The sequence below is a fragment of the Agathobaculum sp. TL06 genome, assembly GCF_054658635.1.
Genome location: NZ_BAAGGY010000015.1, coordinates 63,982 through 77,886 on the forward strand (window position 1 = coordinate 63,982; position 13,905 = coordinate 77,886).

Sequence of the window (13,905 nt, forward strand, 5' to 3'; positions counted from 1 at the left end):
GGGGCTGTTGCGGGAGCTCTGTTCGCGTAGAGGTTAGGACGATATGACGGGAAAACGGATGCCGCCTGTCCCAAACGGTCTATGCGCGCGTAACAGCGCGCGCGGGAGGGGAGAAAGCCGCCGTCACCCCGCCCCCCCTGGGGTGGAAGCCGCTGTGCTTACCGTGATACAGCAACTGGGCGGCAGGTGGAACGCGCGACCCACCTTGCGCGCGGAGCGCGCCCTTATTTGCGGGAGCAAATGCCGCAAACCGGCTCTGCGGAAGCGTTCAAGCCCTGCAGCCGCGAAAAAAGGAAAGCAGGGAATTCAAAAGGGGAGGAAAACCCATGCGGGTTGTCCTCCCCTTTTGCCCCCGCGCCGGGCGGCGCACCGTCCCCGCACGGAGGGGCGGCATCGCGTTGTATCCACGGATAAAACGCCGCACGCCGCACCGCCCTCTGTTTCCAGCTTAAAGACCGTGCTGAAGCTTTGCGGCCTTGAGCGTGTTCTTCATCAGCATGGTGATGGTCATCGGTCCCGCACCGCCCGGCACCGGCGTCATATAGGACGCCTTTTCCATGACCTCCGGCGCAACGTCGCCGCAGACCTTGCCCTCGGCGTTGCGGTTGATGCCGACATCGATCACAACCGCGCCATCCTTTACCATGTCCGGCGTGATAAAGCCGGCCTTGCCCACGGCGGCGACCAGGATGTCCGCGCGGCGGCACACCGCCGCAAGGCCGCTGGTGCGGCTGTGACAGATCGTGACCGTGCCGTGCCGGTGCAGCAGCAGCATGCTCATAGGCTTGCCGACGATGTTCGACCGGCCGACCACAACGCACTCCTTGCCCTTGGGGTCGATTCCATATTCATCGAGCAGCTCCATCACACCCGCGGGGGTGCAGGGGACAAAGTCGAAGTTGCCCACCATGATTTTGCCCACGTTGACCGGATGGAACGCATCCACGTCCTTTTTCGGGTCGATCGCGTCGATCACCGCCTGCTCGGAGATATGGTCCGGCACCGGCATCTGGCACAGGATGCCCGAAATCTGGGGGCTTTGGTTGAGCTGCGCGATCAGGCCGAGCAGCTCCTCCTGGGAGGTTTCCGCGGGAAGCGCATACTTCTCGCTGTAAAAGCCGCATTCGGCGCAGGCTTTCTCTTTATTGCGGACGTAAATCTCGCTGGCAGGGTCGTTGCCCACGATGATAACCGCAAGGCCGGGCGTAACGCCTTTTTCTTTCAGCGCCTCGGTCTCCGCCAGGATGCTGCCGCGCACCTTTGCGGAAAGCGCTTTTCCGTCCATTCTTACTGCACTCATGTCATATCCTCCTCTTATGATGGAAACGGGTCACTTCTGTTCCGGCGCGCTTTCCGCGGCCGGACTGCCATCCGCCGCAGGCTCCGGCGCGGGCGCGGCGTCCTCCGGCGCCGTTTCCGGCTTCTCACTGTCAACAGGCTGCTCCGCCGGCGCCGGGGCTTCCGCCGGTACGGGCGCCGGCGGCTGGTAGAATTTTTTGCTGACCGCAATGCGGTTGTATTTGCGCACCAGAAGGACGATGGCCGCGGCGCAGCTGATCACGGCCAGAATCTGGGACACGCGCATCGGCCCGAGGTACAGGCTGTCCGTGCGCAGGCCCTCGATCCAGGCGCGCCCCAGGCCGTACCAGGCGACGTACAGAAGCGCGATCTCGCCCTCGAATTTGCGCTTTTTGGAGATGAAATGCAGGGCGATAAAGCCAACCAGGTTCCACAGGGACTCATACAGGAACGTCGGGTGTACCGGACTGCCCGCGTCGATCGTCATGCGCCAGGGGAGCAGCGTTGTGCCGCCGTGCGCCTCGCCGTTGATGAAGTTGCCCCAGCGGCCGATGCACTGGCCGATCAGCAGGCCGAGCGCGGCCATGTCGCACAGGCCGGCAAACGACAGCTTCTTGAAGCGGCTGTAGGCGAACAGGGCGATCAATACGCCGATCACCGCGCCGTAGATCGCGATGCCGCCGTTCCAGACGGCGACGATCTCGGCCGGATGCTGGCTGTAATACTCCCACTCAAAGACAACATAGTACAGGCGGGCGCAGACCACGCCCACCGGCACGCAGATAATCATGCAGTCGATCAGGTGGTCCGAGGTGAAGCCGAATTTTTTGACGCGGAAATTCAGGTAGAGCGCGGCCAGGATAAAGCCGGCGCAGATGATGATGCCGTACCAGTAGATCTCCTTGCCGAATACCGTGAATGCGACGCGGTTGATGGTGAATTCCAGGCCAAGCCCTGGGAATGCGATGACGTGTTCCATGATGATTGCTTCCTTTGCTGTTTTGTTGATTTACTGCTGCGGCTCGACGACCGAAAGGGAGGAGCGGTCGCGCCGCGCCCAGCGGGCGAACATGGCCTGGACGTCGTCCGGACTGATGGTGTCGAACAGGGCCGCGAAATCGAGGTAGTGCTCGCCCGCGAAGAGCGCGCTTACCTCCTGCCGCGCATAGCTTTCGGGCGCGTCCAGCACGCGCAGGTGCAGGCCGTACACGGCTTTTTTCATGCGGGAGAAAAGCGCATGGTCCGCCCCCTCGTGCGCCAGGCGCGCGACCTCCTGCTCGACCGCGGCGCGGACCGCCTCCGGATCACGGCTCTCGCCGCCGAGGATGGCGGCCGCGCCCTCCGGAATGACCGTGTAGTCGGTATCAAAATCCCGTCCGATCAGGCGCTTCTCGTAAAGCGAGGCATACAGCGGCGAATTGTCGCCGCACAGGATGCGCACGGCCAGTTCGCCGAGCAGGCTGCGGCGCAGGCGGCTTTCGTCCGGCTCCAGCGGGATATCCTTGAAGCCGAGCAGGAACTGCGGCTGCGATACCTGCATGCGGCGGGTCACGGTCAGCTCGTTTACCGCCTCGCGGCGCGTGCCGTAGTGCCGCCGGCCGATCTCGGGCGCGTCCTGCGGGGAGAACTGCGCGGCAATCCGGCAGGCTTCGTCAAAATCCGCGGTGCCGCAAATGACGAGCGCCATGTTTTTCGGGCTGTAAAACGCCCGGTGGCAGGCGTACAGCGTTTCCGGCGTGATCTGCGCGATGCTCTCCGTGCTGCCCGCGATGGACACACGGACCGGATGCGTGCGGTACAGCCCCTGGAACAGGCCGACGAACGCCTGCCAGCCGGGGGTGTCGTCCATCATGCCGATCTCCTGCCCGATGATGCCCCGCTCCTTTTGCACGTTTTCCTCGGTGAAATACGGCGTGAACACAAATTTCAGCAGGATCTCGAGGTTTTCCTCAAACCGGTCGGTGCAGGAAAAATGATAGGCGGTCATGGTCTGGCTGGTGAAGGCGTTCGGGCTTGCGCCCGTGCGCGCGAATTTCTGCAGGGCGTTGCCGTCCTGGTCTTCAAACATCTTGTGCTCCAGAAAGTGCGCCACGCCCGCGGGCGTATCGTAGCGCCGGCCCTCGCAGGTGAACGAGGCGTCCACCGAGCCGAAATTGGCGGCCAGGATGGCGAAGGTTTTGCTGAAGCCCTCCTTGGGCAGATAGCAGATGCGCAGGCCGTTGTCCAGTGTGCGCGTTTCCATGCGCTCGCGCAGGGCGGAATATTGCTTGCTCATTGCGCCGCCCCCTTCATAAAGTATACCATGTCAAGCGTGGTCGCCTGCGCCGCGGCGACCACCTGCCTGAGCGTAACAGCTTCGGTTTGCTGGATGCGGTCCTCGGGTGCGGTCAGCGTACCGGCCGCCGCCTGGCCGAGCCAGTAGCGCTCGAGCGTGAGCGGGTCGTCCAGCATGGCGCGCCAGTTGGTCACCAGGGTTTTTCGGGCGGATTCCAGCTCCGGCTCGGTGACATCGCCCTGTCGGCAGGCGTCGAGCTGGCGCAGGATCTCCTCCCGCGCGGTCGGGAAATCCCTGTTTTCAATGCCGGAATTGACCTGCAGGATGCCCTTGGAGGCGATGAACTGCGCGCTTGCGTAGTAGCAGAGCGAGTGCTTTTCGCGCACGTTGACAAACAGCTTGGAGCTGGTCGAGCCGCCGTAAATGGTCTGGAACATCCAGTAGGCCGCGGGGTCGCCGCCGGTCAGGCAGCTCCCGCCCGTGCGGAAGCCGAGCGACAGCTTGCCCTGCGTCACCGGCTCCTCCTCCACGACCTCGCGCGCGTCCCCGGCGGGCTGCGCGGCGACCGTGGTGTGCGGCAGATAAAACGGCCGTTCGGTCCGGTGGGCGAGGGGCGTGTCCAGGAAAAGCTGCTCCACTGCCTCCGGCGCGAGCGTACCGCAGTAAAACAGCTCGATCTGCGCCTCCTCCAGCGCGCGGAGATACGCGGTATACAGCTTGTTCTCCGTGATGCGGCCGGCCTGCTCCGCGGTGCCGAGCGCGGGCTGCCCGTAGGCCTCCTGCGCGCACATCAGCTCGGTCAGGCGCTTGGGCGCCCAGGTGCGGGGATCGTTTTTCTGCGCGGCGATCCGGTCGATCAGGTTGTCCCGTTCGCCCGCGGTGTAATCCGGACAGAACACACCGTCCTGCAGATACGGGTCGAACAGCAGATCGGCCAGCAGGCGGACGACACGGCCGGTCAGTCCGGCCGCGCCGGGGGCGTAGGCCTCGTCGATACAGTCGGACAGGAAGCCGATGACCAGGGTTTCGCCCTCCTTGCGCACGATGGCTTCTATGCGCGCGCCGTACAGCTCGTCGAGCGCTGTGCCGAGCGCGCGCAGGTCGGGAAGCTGCGCCGTGCCGCGCCGCAGAACCTGCGGCAGACAGGCGCGCAGCGCGGCGTCCGGCCCGCCAAGGGGCAGCAGCAAGGCCGCGCGCAGCACCGCCCGTTTGAATTTCGGCGTGGTCACGCAGGTAAGATTTACCCCGGCGCCCAGCTTTTTTCGGGTCACTTGTTGCATATTTTGCCTCATTTCCGGAAAAAATTTTCTATCGTGTTTTATTATAGCATCATTCATAGTGTGAATCAAACGTAGATTATGTGAACAAATCCGTGCCGGTTGCTATTTTACCCTTGACAGGGCGGCAATTATACGGTAGAATAAGCGTGTTCGGTGTAAAGGGATAACGCTTTACAGTTTCAAGGGAGGCCCGCCGATGAAAGGCAAACCGCTCGAAATGAGCCTGCTGTTCGACTTTTACGGCGAGACGCTCACGGAAAAACAGCGCGAGCTGTTCGACCTGTATTATAATGAAGACCTTTCGCTTTCCGAGATCGCGGAGCACGCGGGCATCACCCGTCAGGGCGTGCGCGACGCTGTCAAGCGCGCGGAGCATGCGCTGCAGGAGATGGAGGGCCGCCTCGGCCTGGTCAGCCGCTACGGCGATACGGAAAAATGCGCGGAAGCGCTGGCGCGCGAGGTCGGGCGCTTACGCAGCCTGAACGCTGAAAAACTGCACAGCAGCGAGGCGGAGGAGATCGCCTCCCGCATGGCGCTGCTGCTCGCCCAGCTTAGGCAGGAGGCTTAATATGGCTTTTGAAGGCCTTACCGAAAAAATTTCATCCGCATTCAAGGGCCTGCGCAGCAAGGGCCGGCTGACCGAGGCGGACGTCAAGGACGCGATGCGCGAGATCCGCATGGCGCTGCTCGAAGCGGACGTCAACTTCAAGGTCGCCAAGGATTTCATCAAGGCGGTCACGGAAAAAGCGACCGACGCGGAGATCCTGGAGAGCCTGTCCCCCGCGCAGCAGGTCATCAAGATCGTCAACGAGGAGCTGATCGCGCTTTTGGGCGGGCAAACCACCCGCCTGACGATCGCGCCCAACCCACCCACCATTGTGATGATGGTCGGCCTGCAGGGTGCGGGCAAAACCACCAACTGCGCCAAGCTGGCGGGCTTGCTGCGCAAGCAGCAGCAGCGCCGGCCGCTGCTCGTCGCGTGCGACGTATACCGCCCTGCGGCGATCGACCAGCTCAAGGTCGTCGGCCGACAGCTTGACATCACCGTGTTCGACGAAGGCCAGGGCGATCCGGTCGAAATCGCGAAGCACGGCATCGACCATGCCAAACGAAACGGCTACGATCTGGTGTTTCTCGACACCGCGGGCCGTCTGCATATCGATGAAAAGCTCATGGACGAGCTGAAAAACATCAAAGCGGCCGTCAAGCCGACCGAGATCATCCTCGTCGTTGACGCGATGACCGGCCAGGACGCGGTGACCGTTTCCCAGACCTTTGACCAGGCGCTCGGCATCAACGGCGTGCTGATGAGCAAAATGGACGGCGACGCCCGCGGCGGCGCGGCGCTTTCGGTCAAGGCGGTCACGGGCAAGCCGATCAAGTTTATCGGCACCGGCGAAAAGCTCGGCGATATCGAGCCGTTCCATCCCGACCGCATGGCCTCCCGCATCCTCGGCATGGGCGACGTGCTGACGCTGATCGAAAAGGCGCAGCAGACGTTCGACCAGAAGCAGGCGGCGGAAACCGCAAAGAAAATGGCGTCCGGCAAGCTGACGCTGACCGACTTCCTCGGCCAGCTCCAGCAGATGAAAAACATGGGCTCGATGGAGGAAATGCTCGGCATGCTGCCGGGCGTGGACGCGAAGGCCCTCGCCGGCGCAAAGATAGACGAAAAGCAGATGGCGCATACCGAGGCCATCATCCAATCCATGACGCCCAAGGAGCGGGATAACCCCTCCATCATCAATTTTTCCCGCAAAAAGCGCATCGCGGCCGGCTGCGGCCTGAGCGTGGAGGCGGTCAACAAGCTGCTCAAGCAGTTTGAGGCCATGCAGAAGATGACCCGCCAGCTCACCAGCATGGCGCGCGGCGGCAAGGGAAAGAAAAAACGCCGCGGCTTTCCGGGCCTCGGCGGGCTGGGCAACATGAAGCTGCCGTTTTGATTGATAACGGCCCATCCCTTTGTTTGTAAAGAAATTTACAATAGATCAAATTCTATTGAGGAGGTGAAACCATGGTAAAGATCAGACTTCGCCGCCTGGGCGCGAAGAAGGCCCCGTTCTACCGCATCGTTGTCGCTGATTCCCGTTACCCGCGTGACGGCCGATTCATCGAGGAGATCGGTACCTACAACCCCCTGACCGATCCGGCCACCGTCAATGTTGACGCGGACCGCGCGCAGGAGTGGATCAAGAAGGGCGCGCAGCCGACCGATACGGTTCGCGGCATCCTGAAGAAAGCCGGTGTGCTGAATTGAGTGAGGCTAACGAAATGAAAGAGTTATTGACCTATATTGTCAAAAATCTGGTTTCCGAGCCGGATGCGATTGCCATTACCGAGGAGATCGACGGTGATAACGTCACCTATTCCCTGCGCGTAGCGCCCGGGGATATGGGCCGCGTCATCGGCCGGCACGGCCGCATCGCAAAGGAAATCCGCACACTCATGAAAGCGGCAGGCAATCGTGAAAACAAACGCGTGACAGTCGATATCCTCGACTGACGGACTTCGTTTGAAACGGGCGCCGCCCGTTCCAAACGAGGCACGCCCTTGTCAGGCTGCGCCTGAAAGGGCTGCCGCGCCGAAGCTCTGTGAAATTTGGTTTTCGCAGCGCTTCGCCTTGGTATCAAAAGCACGGGAAGCGCCCGCGCTTTTGTGGAAAACCGCAGATGCGGTTTTCTGTTTTATGCGCCTGACGGCGTTTTGAGCTGAAAATCGCCGCGGCGCGGCGATTTTTTGTTATGCGCGTGAGACGCGCGCGGCACACCACCACCAAAGAGGAGAACGTTATGCCGAAACAATTTTTAGAGGCTGGTAAGATCGTCGGCACGCACGGCGTGCGCGGCGACCTCAGGGTGCAGAGCTGGTGCGACAGCCCCGAGGTGCTTTGCGACTTTGACCTGCTGTATCTGGATGAAAACACGCCGGTAACCGTGGAAAAGGCGCAGGTACACAAAAACGTGGTGCTGATGCACCTGAAAGGCGTGGACACGGTCGAGGCGGCGGAGGCGCTGCGCGGGCGCGTGCTGCACCTGGACCGGAACGACGTGGAGCTGCCGGACGACCTGGTGTTCATCCAGGATATCCTGGGCTTCCGCGTCCATGACCTGCGGACCGATCGTGCGGTCGGGCGCGTCCGCGATGTGCTGACCTCCAATCCGGCGCACGATATGTATGAGATACAGGGAGAGGACGGGCGGCTGGTCTATGTCCCCGCCGCAAAGCCCTTTTTGAAAGAGATCGATATGGAGGCCGGCGTGATCTATATCGAAAGCATCGAGGGTCTGCTCGAATGAAGATCGATATTATGACGCTGTTTCCGGAAATGGTCAATGCGGTCATGGGGGAGAGCATGATCGGCCGCGCGCAGGAAAAAGGCCTCGTGGAGATACGCGCGGTCAATATCCGCGATTACGCGACCGACAAGCACCACAAGGCGGACGATGCGCCCTATGGCGGCGGGCGCGGGCAGGTCATGCTGGCCGAGCCGCTTTATCTGTGCCATCAGGCGCTCTGCGCAGGGGAGCGGGTGCATACGGTGTTTCTGTCCGCGCAGGGCAGGCCCTTCGATCAGGACAAGGCGCGCGAGCTGCTCGCGCGAGAGCATATCATCCTGGTATGCGGCCATTATGAGGGGGTAGACCAGCGCTTCATCGATGCGTGCGTGGACGAGGAAATCTCGATCGGCGACTTTGTGCTGACCGGCGGCGAGATCCCCGCGATGGCGGTCGCGGACGCGGTGTGCCGCATGGTGCCGGGCGTGCTGCCGGACGAGGAGGCGTTCACCGCCGAAAGCCACTGGGACGGGCTGCTCGAACACCCGCAGTATACCCGACCGGAAAACTGGCGCGGCCGGCCGGTGCCGGAGGTGCTGCTGAGCGGACACCATGCGAACATCGCGCTGTGGCGGCGCGAAATGAGCCTGCGCCGCACCCGTGCCGACCGGCCCGACCTGTTCGCCCGCTTTGCGCCGCGGGACAAGCAGGACCGGCTTCTCCTGGCGCGCCTCGAACAGCCGGAGGGAAACGGGGACCGTTAAGAAACGTCAATTTCCTCCGCCTGTGGGACGGAAAACATTGACCTTTCCCAGCAATCATCCTATAATAAAGATACCTGTATAGGGTACCATTGCCAGGGGAGGAAAACAAAATGGATATGAAAAAAATGGCCGGCGACAAAGCGGCCGAATACGTCAAGGACGGCATGGTGGTCGGGCTCGGCACCGGTTCCACCGCCTACCACATGGTAAACGCCATCGGTGAGCGCGTGAAAAACGGGCTGAAGATCCAGGCCATCCCGACCTCCAAGGCCACGGAGGCGCAGGCGCGCGAGCTGGGCATCCCGCTGCTCACGATCGACGAGGTCGACCACGTCGACCTGGATATCGACGGCGTGGACGAGATCGACCCGCAGTTCAACGCCATCAAGGGCGGCGGCGGCGCGCTCTACCGCGAAAAGGTCGTCGCGACGCTCGCCAAGGAAGTCATCTGGATCATGGACGAAAGCAAGCTGGTCGACCACATCGGCGCGTTCCATCTGCCGGTCGAGATCGCGCAGTACGGCTCCAAGCAGGCGATGGCCAGGATGGAGGAATACGGCTGGAATCCGGTCCTCCGCGTGCGCGACGGAAAGACTTTCGTTACGGACAACGGCAATTACATCGCGGACCTGCATCTCGGCGCGGGCTTTGACATTGCGGACGTCAGGGAAAAGCTCGGCACGATTGTCGGCGTTCTGGAGCACGGCCTGTTCCTGAATATGTGCAAGCGGATGATCGTCGGCACCTCGTCCGAGGGCGTTCGGGTCATCGAGAACCCGTCCAAGTGATGCAGGATGCGCGCCGCGCGGAAAGAGTGAGGGATAGGGAATGAACCAGACCAGAAGACCGCACGCCAAACAGCCGAATTACCGGCTGCTGCTCTGCATAGGGCTGCTGGTGTGCCTGGTGCTCGATATATTGTTTTTCGCGCTGTTCCTGAGCCAGTGCAGTCGGGCCGGCGGGCTGGAGGACGAGGTCAAGAAGCTGACCGAGGCCAACCAGACGCTCACCAGCCAGAACACCATGCTGCAGCAGCAGAGCGACGCGGCGCTGACCGCGGCGGTCGCGGCGCTGCCCGACCCGACGACCGCGCAGACGACCAACCTGCCTGATTTGATCCCGCAGCTCACCGACGCCGTTTATGTGGTGCGCACAACGGGAGCGGGCTACCAGTACCTCAAGATCGCGGAAGGCGCGGTGCTGGATAAGCTGAACGCCTACCGCGACGACGCTTCCGGCTATACCGCCGCGGAGGGCGACGCGCCCACCTGCAGCTATTGGGTGCTGTTTTCCGACCGCGTGATCGGCCTGGCCGAGGGCGGCAGCGGCTTTGTCAGCACCGACCGCACCGCAACCGGCAGCGCGACCACGGTCCCGTCCGGCTTTTACGATTTCGTGGTATCGCTGTTCGCATAAGCATTTTGCAGAATAGGAGGCTTGCGATATGGAGGGGTCCGGCTGGAAACGGGGACTCACAGCGCTTGTCGTACTGATCTGCCTTATTGCATCCGTCAAGTATATCGACATGAGTGCGACGGTGGACAGGCTGTATGACGAAAACGAAGCGTTAAGACTGGAAGTGCGAAACCAGATGAGCGAGTTGATGTCCCACCAGCGGGATCATTATGAGCTGCTCAAGGCGTATGCTGCAACCCTGCCCGCGCCGGTCGAAGCGGATACAAACGAGCTTTCTGTGCTTGTTGAGCAGCTTGCAGACGGCGATTATGTGGTGCAGCGGGAAAAGGACGGAAGCTTTCGCTATTGCCGCGTTCCGGAAGGCTATCTGACGAACCGGCTGGATCGCTACTGTAATACCGTGTATGAACCGGCGCAGCTCGTGGATGCTGACGGCAATCTGTTCACAGAGGTCGGGGAAAGCTACAGCAATTGGGTTGTCCGGCAGGACTGCATTGTAGGCATAGGTTTCAGCATCGGCTTTATCAACAGGGACGGCGGGCTTACAGGGGCGCCGCTTGATTTTCCGGATGATTTTTCGCAGTTTGTCAAAGCATTTTTCGTAAGATCGTAAAAACACCGCGGGGGCGCTTGACAAGCGCTCCCGCTTGTGTTATGCTACTAAAAGCCGCATTGTGCATTGGCTTCTGTTAAGTGCGTCCCAAAACGGGCCGCCGCCGTGCCAAGCGTGACTCTACAACGAAAGAGAGGGAAAACCACATGTATGCCATTCTGAAAACTGGCGGCAAGCAGTACAAGGTATCTGAGGGCGACGTGATCTACGTCGAGAAGCTCGGCGTGGAGGACGGCGCAACCGTTACTTTTGACGAGGTTCTGGCCGTAGGCGAGGGCGATTCCATCACCGTCGGCGCTCCTTACGTTTCCGGCGCAGCCGTGACCGGCACGGTCGAAAAGACCGGCAAGGGCAAGAAGATCAACATCTTCAAGATGAAGCCCAAGAAGGGTTACCGCAAGCGTCAGGGCCATCGCCAGCCGTACACCAAGGTGACCATCGCGTCCATCAAGGCGTAAGGCGGTGACAAAGGTCACGTTTTCGTCGCAGGGGGGCAAGCTCCTTTCGGTGGACATCCTCGGCCACGCGGGCTACGCGGAGGAAGGGGAGGACATCGTTTGTGCGGCGGTATCCAGCGCGGTCATGCTGACCCATGCGCTGCTGCTTGACGTGCAGGGCATCCCGATCGACACACTAGTCGAGGATGACGGCGCCCATATCCGCATCACGCTGCCGCAGGGCGGCGGCCTGCTGCGGGGACAGGACGCGCTCAAGGCGCTCAAGCTGCATTTTACCGAGCTGGAGCAGAATTATTCCGATTTTTTGAACGTAATGGAGGTGTACGCAAATGCTGAAGATTAGCTTACAGTTTTTCGCGCATAAAAAGGGCGTAGGTTCGACCAAGAACGGCCGTGATTCCGAGGCCAAGCGCCTGGGCGTCAAGCGCGCGGACGGTCAGACCGTTCCGGCGGGCAACATTCTTGTCCGTCAGCGCGGCACGAAGATCCATCCGGGCCTGAACGTCGGCCGCGGCAAGGACGACACCCTGTTCGCCAAGGTCGAGGGCGTTGTTCGTTTCGAGCGCCTGGGTAAGGACCGCAAGCAGGTTTCCGTTTACCCGCAGTAAGAAAAAAACCGATGAAATCCCAGACGTTCGTCTGGGATTTTGTTATAATGCCCCATGAAGCGGGCGGGAGGACGCATGGACTGGCTGACAGAGGCGGAGCGCAGGCTCCGGCGCGGGAACCGGATATTGTTTACGCGGGAAAGCCCGCTCCTGCAGGACCTGCTTCTGGTTATGGAGGGGATGGACCGTCGGCCGCTGGTGCGGTGGGCGCTGGAGCAGGCGGGCTGCGCGGCGGATGCGCTGGCAAAGCGGTATCCGGCGGATGACCGTCCGGCGCGGGCGCTGGCCGCGGGCGCGCGCTGGGCGGCCGGAGAAATCAAAATGCCGGAGGCCAGGCGGGCGATTCTGGCCTGCCACGTGATGGCGCATGCGGTCGATTGTCCGGCGGACAGCGCCCTGTGCCACGCGGTCGGACAGGCCTGCAGCGTGGTCCACACCAAAGGACATGCGGCCGGCCTTCCTGTGTATGAGATGACCGCGATCGTGCTGGAGTATGGACTGACGCGCTGCCGCGGGCCGGTGGAGGCACGGAAACAGGAATATATGGAACGGCTGCTGTATTGGCGGGATAATGCTTCGGGTCTCGCGGGGAAATGGGCGCCGTTTCTGTAAACAAAGAAGAAGAAAGGAGGAGCTTCCCATGTTTATTGATATCGCAAAGATCAAAATTGTGTCCGGCAAGGGCGGCGACGGCAAGGTGGGCTTCCATCGGGAAAAGTACGTCGCCTCCGGCGGGCCGGACGGCGGAGACGGGGGACGCGGCGGTTCGGTCATTTTCCAGGTGGACGACAACCTCTCCACCCTGCTGGATTTCCGCTATAAAAAGAAATACGTTGCCGCGGCGGGGGAAAACGGCGGCAGCAAGCGCTGCAAGGGCAAGGACGGCGCGGACCTTGTCATCCGTGTGCCGCGCGGCACCATCATCCGCGACCAGAAGACCGGACAGGTGATCCGCGACCTGTCGGACGACGAGCCGTTCGTGGCGGCCAGGGGCGGCAACGGCGGCTGGGGCAACACGCATTTCGCAACCCCGACCCGACAGGCGCCGCGCTTTGCCAAGCCCGGGCAGCCGGGCGTGGAGCGGGACATCATCCTGGAGCTTAAGCTGCTGGCCGACGTGGGACTGGTCGGCTTCCCGAACGTGGGCAAATCCACGCTGCTGAGCATGGTTTCGGCGGCGCGGCCCAAGATCGCCAATTACCATTTTACGACGCTGGTACCCAACCTGGGCGTGGTCTCGGTGGGGGAGGAGCAGTCGTTCGTCATGGCGGATATCCCGGGCATTATCGAGAGCGCGAGCGAAGGTGCGGGACTGGGGCATGATTTCCTGCGCCATATCGACCGCTGCCGCCTGCTGCTGCATCTGGTGGACGCGGCGGGCAGCGAGGGGCGCGACCCGCTGGAGGATATCGAGAAGATCAACGCTGAGCTGGCCGGATACAGCGAATTCCTCGCCGCGCGGCCGCAGATCATTGTCGCCAACAAGGTGGACCTGCTGGGCGAAGACCGCGCGCCGGTCGAAGCGCTTAAAGCCTATGCGGACGAGCACGGCTTTCAGTTTGCCGAGCTGTCCGCGGCGACAAACCAGGGCGTGGCCGAGCTGATGCGCATGACGTGGAACGCGCTGCAGGAGCTGCCGCCGGTGTTCATCTACGAGCCGGAATTCGTCGAGTCCGCGGAGGATACGGACGGGACGCGCGACTGGACGGTCGAAAAAGTCGAGGACTACTACGTTGTTTCGGGCGCGTGGGTGGACAAGATCATGGGCTCGGTCAATGTGGACGACTACGAATCCCGTCAGTATATGGACCGCATGCTCAAAAGCGCGGGCGTATACGAAAAGCTGGAGGAAATGGGCGTGCAGGAGGGCGACTTTGTCGTCATCGGGGACCTGGAGTTCGAGTACGTCTATTGAGG

The 13,905-nt window shown here is 61.9% G+C and carries 18 protein-coding genes; 14 read left to right on the forward strand and 4 right to left on the reverse strand.

Translation table 11 applies throughout. From position 1 onward, the window contains the following. Nucleotides 1-448: 448 nt before the first annotated feature. Genes folD through yfmF form a run of 4 tightly spaced genes read right to left on the reverse strand, consistent with a single transcriptional unit; the run spans nucleotide 449 to nucleotide 4,854 of the window. Nucleotides 449-1,300, reverse strand: a complete 852-nt coding sequence (folD, locus tag ACYQ3S_RS10380; RefSeq protein ID WP_459688948.1) for a bifunctional methylenetetrahydrofolate dehydrogenase/methenyltetrahydrofolate cyclohydrolase FolD — start codon at nucleotides 1,298-1,300, stop codon at nucleotides 449-451. Nucleotides 1,301-1,330: 30 nt separating this feature from the next. After that, the gene (gene lgt, locus ACYQ3S_RS10385) at nucleotides 1,331-2,278 is read right to left on the reverse strand and encodes a prolipoprotein diacylglyceryl transferase (RefSeq protein WP_459688949.1); all 948 of its coding nucleotides are present in this window, start codon (nucleotides 2,276-2,278) and stop codon (nucleotides 1,331-1,333) included. Nucleotides 2,279-2,308: 30 nt separating this feature from the next. Further along, a complete protein-coding gene (gene yfmH / locus ACYQ3S_RS10390; RefSeq protein ID WP_459688951.1) occupies nucleotides 2,309-3,574 on the reverse strand; it encodes an EF-P 5-aminopentanol modification-associated protein YfmH in 1,266 nt (421 codons plus the stop codon). Next, complete coding sequence (yfmF, locus tag ACYQ3S_RS10395) at nucleotides 3,571-4,854, reverse strand: EF-P 5-aminopentanol modification-associated protein YfmF (protein WP_459688953.1); 1,284 nt, start codon at nucleotides 4,852-4,854, stop codon at nucleotides 3,571-3,573. Before yfmF ends, yfmH begins: the two co-directional genes overlap by 4 nt. A 196-nt stretch (nucleotides 4,855-5,050) precedes the next feature. Here yfmF and ylxM point away from each other — a divergent pair, with 196 nt between their 5' ends. The 14 genes from ylxM (at nucleotide 5,051) to obgE (ending at nucleotide 13,903) form a co-directional block, all read left to right on the forward strand. Further along, nucleotides 5,051-5,422 carry a YlxM family DNA-binding protein gene (gene ylxM, locus ACYQ3S_RS10400; RefSeq protein ID WP_459688954.1) on the forward strand — a complete coding sequence of 124 codons (372 nt, stop codon included), beginning with the start codon at nucleotides 5,051-5,053 and terminating at the stop codon, nucleotides 5,420-5,422. Nucleotide 5,423: 1 nt separating this feature from the next. Further along, entirely contained in the window at nucleotides 5,424-6,797 is a 1,374-nt protein-coding gene (ffh, locus tag ACYQ3S_RS10405; protein ID WP_459688956.1) for a signal recognition particle protein, read from the forward strand. Nucleotides 6,798-6,868: 71 nt separating this feature from the next. Further along, entirely contained in the window at nucleotides 6,869-7,111 is a 243-nt protein-coding gene (gene rpsP / locus ACYQ3S_RS10410) for a 30S ribosomal protein S16 (RefSeq protein ID WP_054327417.1), read from the forward strand. Between the two features lie 14 nt (nucleotides 7,112-7,125). Continuing rightward, on the forward strand, nucleotides 7,126-7,356 hold the full coding sequence (locus tag ACYQ3S_RS10415; RefSeq protein WP_054327418.1) for a KH domain-containing protein: 231 nt from the start codon (nucleotides 7,126-7,128) through the stop codon (nucleotides 7,354-7,356). Nucleotides 7,357-7,643: 287 nt separating this feature from the next. After that, nucleotides 7,644-8,150, forward strand: a complete 507-nt coding sequence (gene rimM / locus ACYQ3S_RS10420; RefSeq protein ID WP_054327419.1) for a ribosome maturation factor RimM — start codon at nucleotides 7,644-7,646, stop codon at nucleotides 8,148-8,150. Next, nucleotides 8,147-8,893, forward strand: coding sequence for a tRNA (guanosine(37)-N1)-methyltransferase TrmD (gene trmD, locus ACYQ3S_RS10425; RefSeq protein ID WP_459688959.1), 747 nt, complete (start codon nucleotides 8,147-8,149; stop codon nucleotides 8,891-8,893). Before rimM ends, trmD begins: the two co-directional genes overlap by 4 nt. Before the next feature lie 110 nt (nucleotides 8,894-9,003). Next, a complete protein-coding gene (rpiA, locus tag ACYQ3S_RS10430; RefSeq protein WP_459688960.1) occupies nucleotides 9,004-9,681 on the forward strand; it encodes a ribose-5-phosphate isomerase RpiA in 678 nt (225 codons plus the stop codon). Nucleotides 9,682-9,721: 40 nt separating this feature from the next. Beyond that, nucleotides 9,722-10,309 (forward strand): hypothetical protein, encoded by a 588-nt coding sequence (locus ACYQ3S_RS10435; RefSeq protein ID WP_459688962.1) that lies wholly within the window; start codon nucleotides 9,722-9,724, stop codon nucleotides 10,307-10,309. Nucleotides 10,310-10,337: 28 nt separating this feature from the next. After that, nucleotides 10,338-10,922 carry a hypothetical protein gene (locus tag ACYQ3S_RS10440; RefSeq protein WP_459688964.1) on the forward strand — a complete coding sequence of 195 codons (585 nt, stop codon included), beginning with the start codon at nucleotides 10,338-10,340 and terminating at the stop codon, nucleotides 10,920-10,922. Nucleotides 10,923-11,068: 146 nt separating this feature from the next. Beyond that, nucleotides 11,069-11,380, forward strand: coding sequence for a 50S ribosomal protein L21 (gene rplU, locus ACYQ3S_RS10445; protein WP_054327423.1), 312 nt, complete (start codon nucleotides 11,069-11,071; stop codon nucleotides 11,378-11,380). A gap of 4 nt (nucleotides 11,381-11,384) precedes the next feature. After that, complete coding sequence (locus tag ACYQ3S_RS10450) at nucleotides 11,385-11,723, forward strand: ribosomal-processing cysteine protease Prp (RefSeq protein ID WP_147573801.1); 339 nt, start codon at nucleotides 11,385-11,387, stop codon at nucleotides 11,721-11,723. Further along, a complete protein-coding gene (gene rpmA, locus ACYQ3S_RS10455) occupies nucleotides 11,710-11,988 on the forward strand; it encodes a 50S ribosomal protein L27 (RefSeq protein ID WP_031476960.1) in 279 nt (92 codons plus the stop codon). The genes ACYQ3S_RS10450 and rpmA overlap by 14 nt, the downstream gene beginning before the upstream one ends. Nucleotides 11,989-12,063: 75 nt before the next feature. Continuing rightward, nucleotides 12,064-12,600 (forward strand): putative immunity protein, encoded by a 537-nt coding sequence (locus tag ACYQ3S_RS10460; protein WP_459688967.1) that lies wholly within the window; start codon nucleotides 12,064-12,066, stop codon nucleotides 12,598-12,600. A 28-nt stretch (nucleotides 12,601-12,628) separates the two neighbouring features. Further along, entirely contained in the window at nucleotides 12,629-13,903 is a 1,275-nt protein-coding gene (gene obgE, locus ACYQ3S_RS10465; protein WP_459688969.1) for a GTPase ObgE, read from the forward strand. Nucleotides 13,904-13,905: the final 2 nt, after the last annotated feature.

What these genes read in the sequence shown, in the direction of transcription:
- folD (WP_459688948.1), bottom strand. Translation starts at nt 1,300, where the DNA reads ATGAGTGCAGTAAGAATGGACGGAAAAGCGCTTTCCGCAAAGGTGCGC.
- lgt (WP_459688949.1), bottom strand. Translation starts at nt 2,278, where the DNA reads ATGGAACACGTCATCGCATTCCCAGGGCTTGGCCTGGAATTCACCATC.
- yfmH (WP_459688951.1), bottom strand. Translation starts at nt 3,574, where the DNA reads ATGAGCAAGCAATATTCCGCCCTGCGCGAGCGCATGGAAACGCGCACA.
- yfmF (WP_459688953.1), bottom strand. Translation starts at nt 4,854, where the DNA reads ATGCAACAAGTGACCCGAAAAAAGCTGGGCGCCGGGGTAAATCTTACC.
- ylxM (WP_459688954.1), top strand. Translation starts at nt 5,051, where the DNA reads ATGAAAGGCAAACCGCTCGAAATGAGCCTGCTGTTCGACTTTTACGGC.
- ffh (WP_459688956.1), top strand. Translation starts at nt 5,424, where the DNA reads ATGGCTTTTGAAGGCCTTACCGAAAAAATTTCATCCGCATTCAAGGGC.
- rpsP (WP_054327417.1), top strand. Translation starts at nt 6,869, where the DNA reads ATGGTAAAGATCAGACTTCGCCGCCTGGGCGCGAAGAAGGCCCCGTTC.
- ACYQ3S_RS10415 (WP_054327418.1), top strand. Translation starts at nt 7,126, where the DNA reads ATGAAAGAGTTATTGACCTATATTGTCAAAAATCTGGTTTCCGAGCCG.
- rimM (WP_054327419.1), top strand. Translation starts at nt 7,644, where the DNA reads ATGCCGAAACAATTTTTAGAGGCTGGTAAGATCGTCGGCACGCACGGC.
- trmD (WP_459688959.1), top strand. Translation starts at nt 8,147, where the DNA reads ATGAAGATCGATATTATGACGCTGTTTCCGGAAATGGTCAATGCGGTC.
- rpiA (WP_459688960.1), top strand. Translation starts at nt 9,004, where the DNA reads ATGGATATGAAAAAAATGGCCGGCGACAAAGCGGCCGAATACGTCAAG.
- ACYQ3S_RS10435 (WP_459688962.1), top strand. Translation starts at nt 9,722, where the DNA reads ATGAACCAGACCAGAAGACCGCACGCCAAACAGCCGAATTACCGGCTG.
- ACYQ3S_RS10440 (WP_459688964.1), top strand. Translation starts at nt 10,338, where the DNA reads ATGGAGGGGTCCGGCTGGAAACGGGGACTCACAGCGCTTGTCGTACTG.
- rplU (WP_054327423.1), top strand. Translation starts at nt 11,069, where the DNA reads ATGTATGCCATTCTGAAAACTGGCGGCAAGCAGTACAAGGTATCTGAG.
- rpmA (WP_031476960.1), top strand. Translation starts at nt 11,710, where the DNA reads ATGCTGAAGATTAGCTTACAGTTTTTCGCGCATAAAAAGGGCGTAGGT.
- ACYQ3S_RS10460 (WP_459688967.1), top strand. Translation starts at nt 12,064, where the DNA reads ATGGACTGGCTGACAGAGGCGGAGCGCAGGCTCCGGCGCGGGAACCGG.
- obgE (WP_459688969.1), top strand. Translation starts at nt 12,629, where the DNA reads ATGTTTATTGATATCGCAAAGATCAAAATTGTGTCCGGCAAGGGCGGC.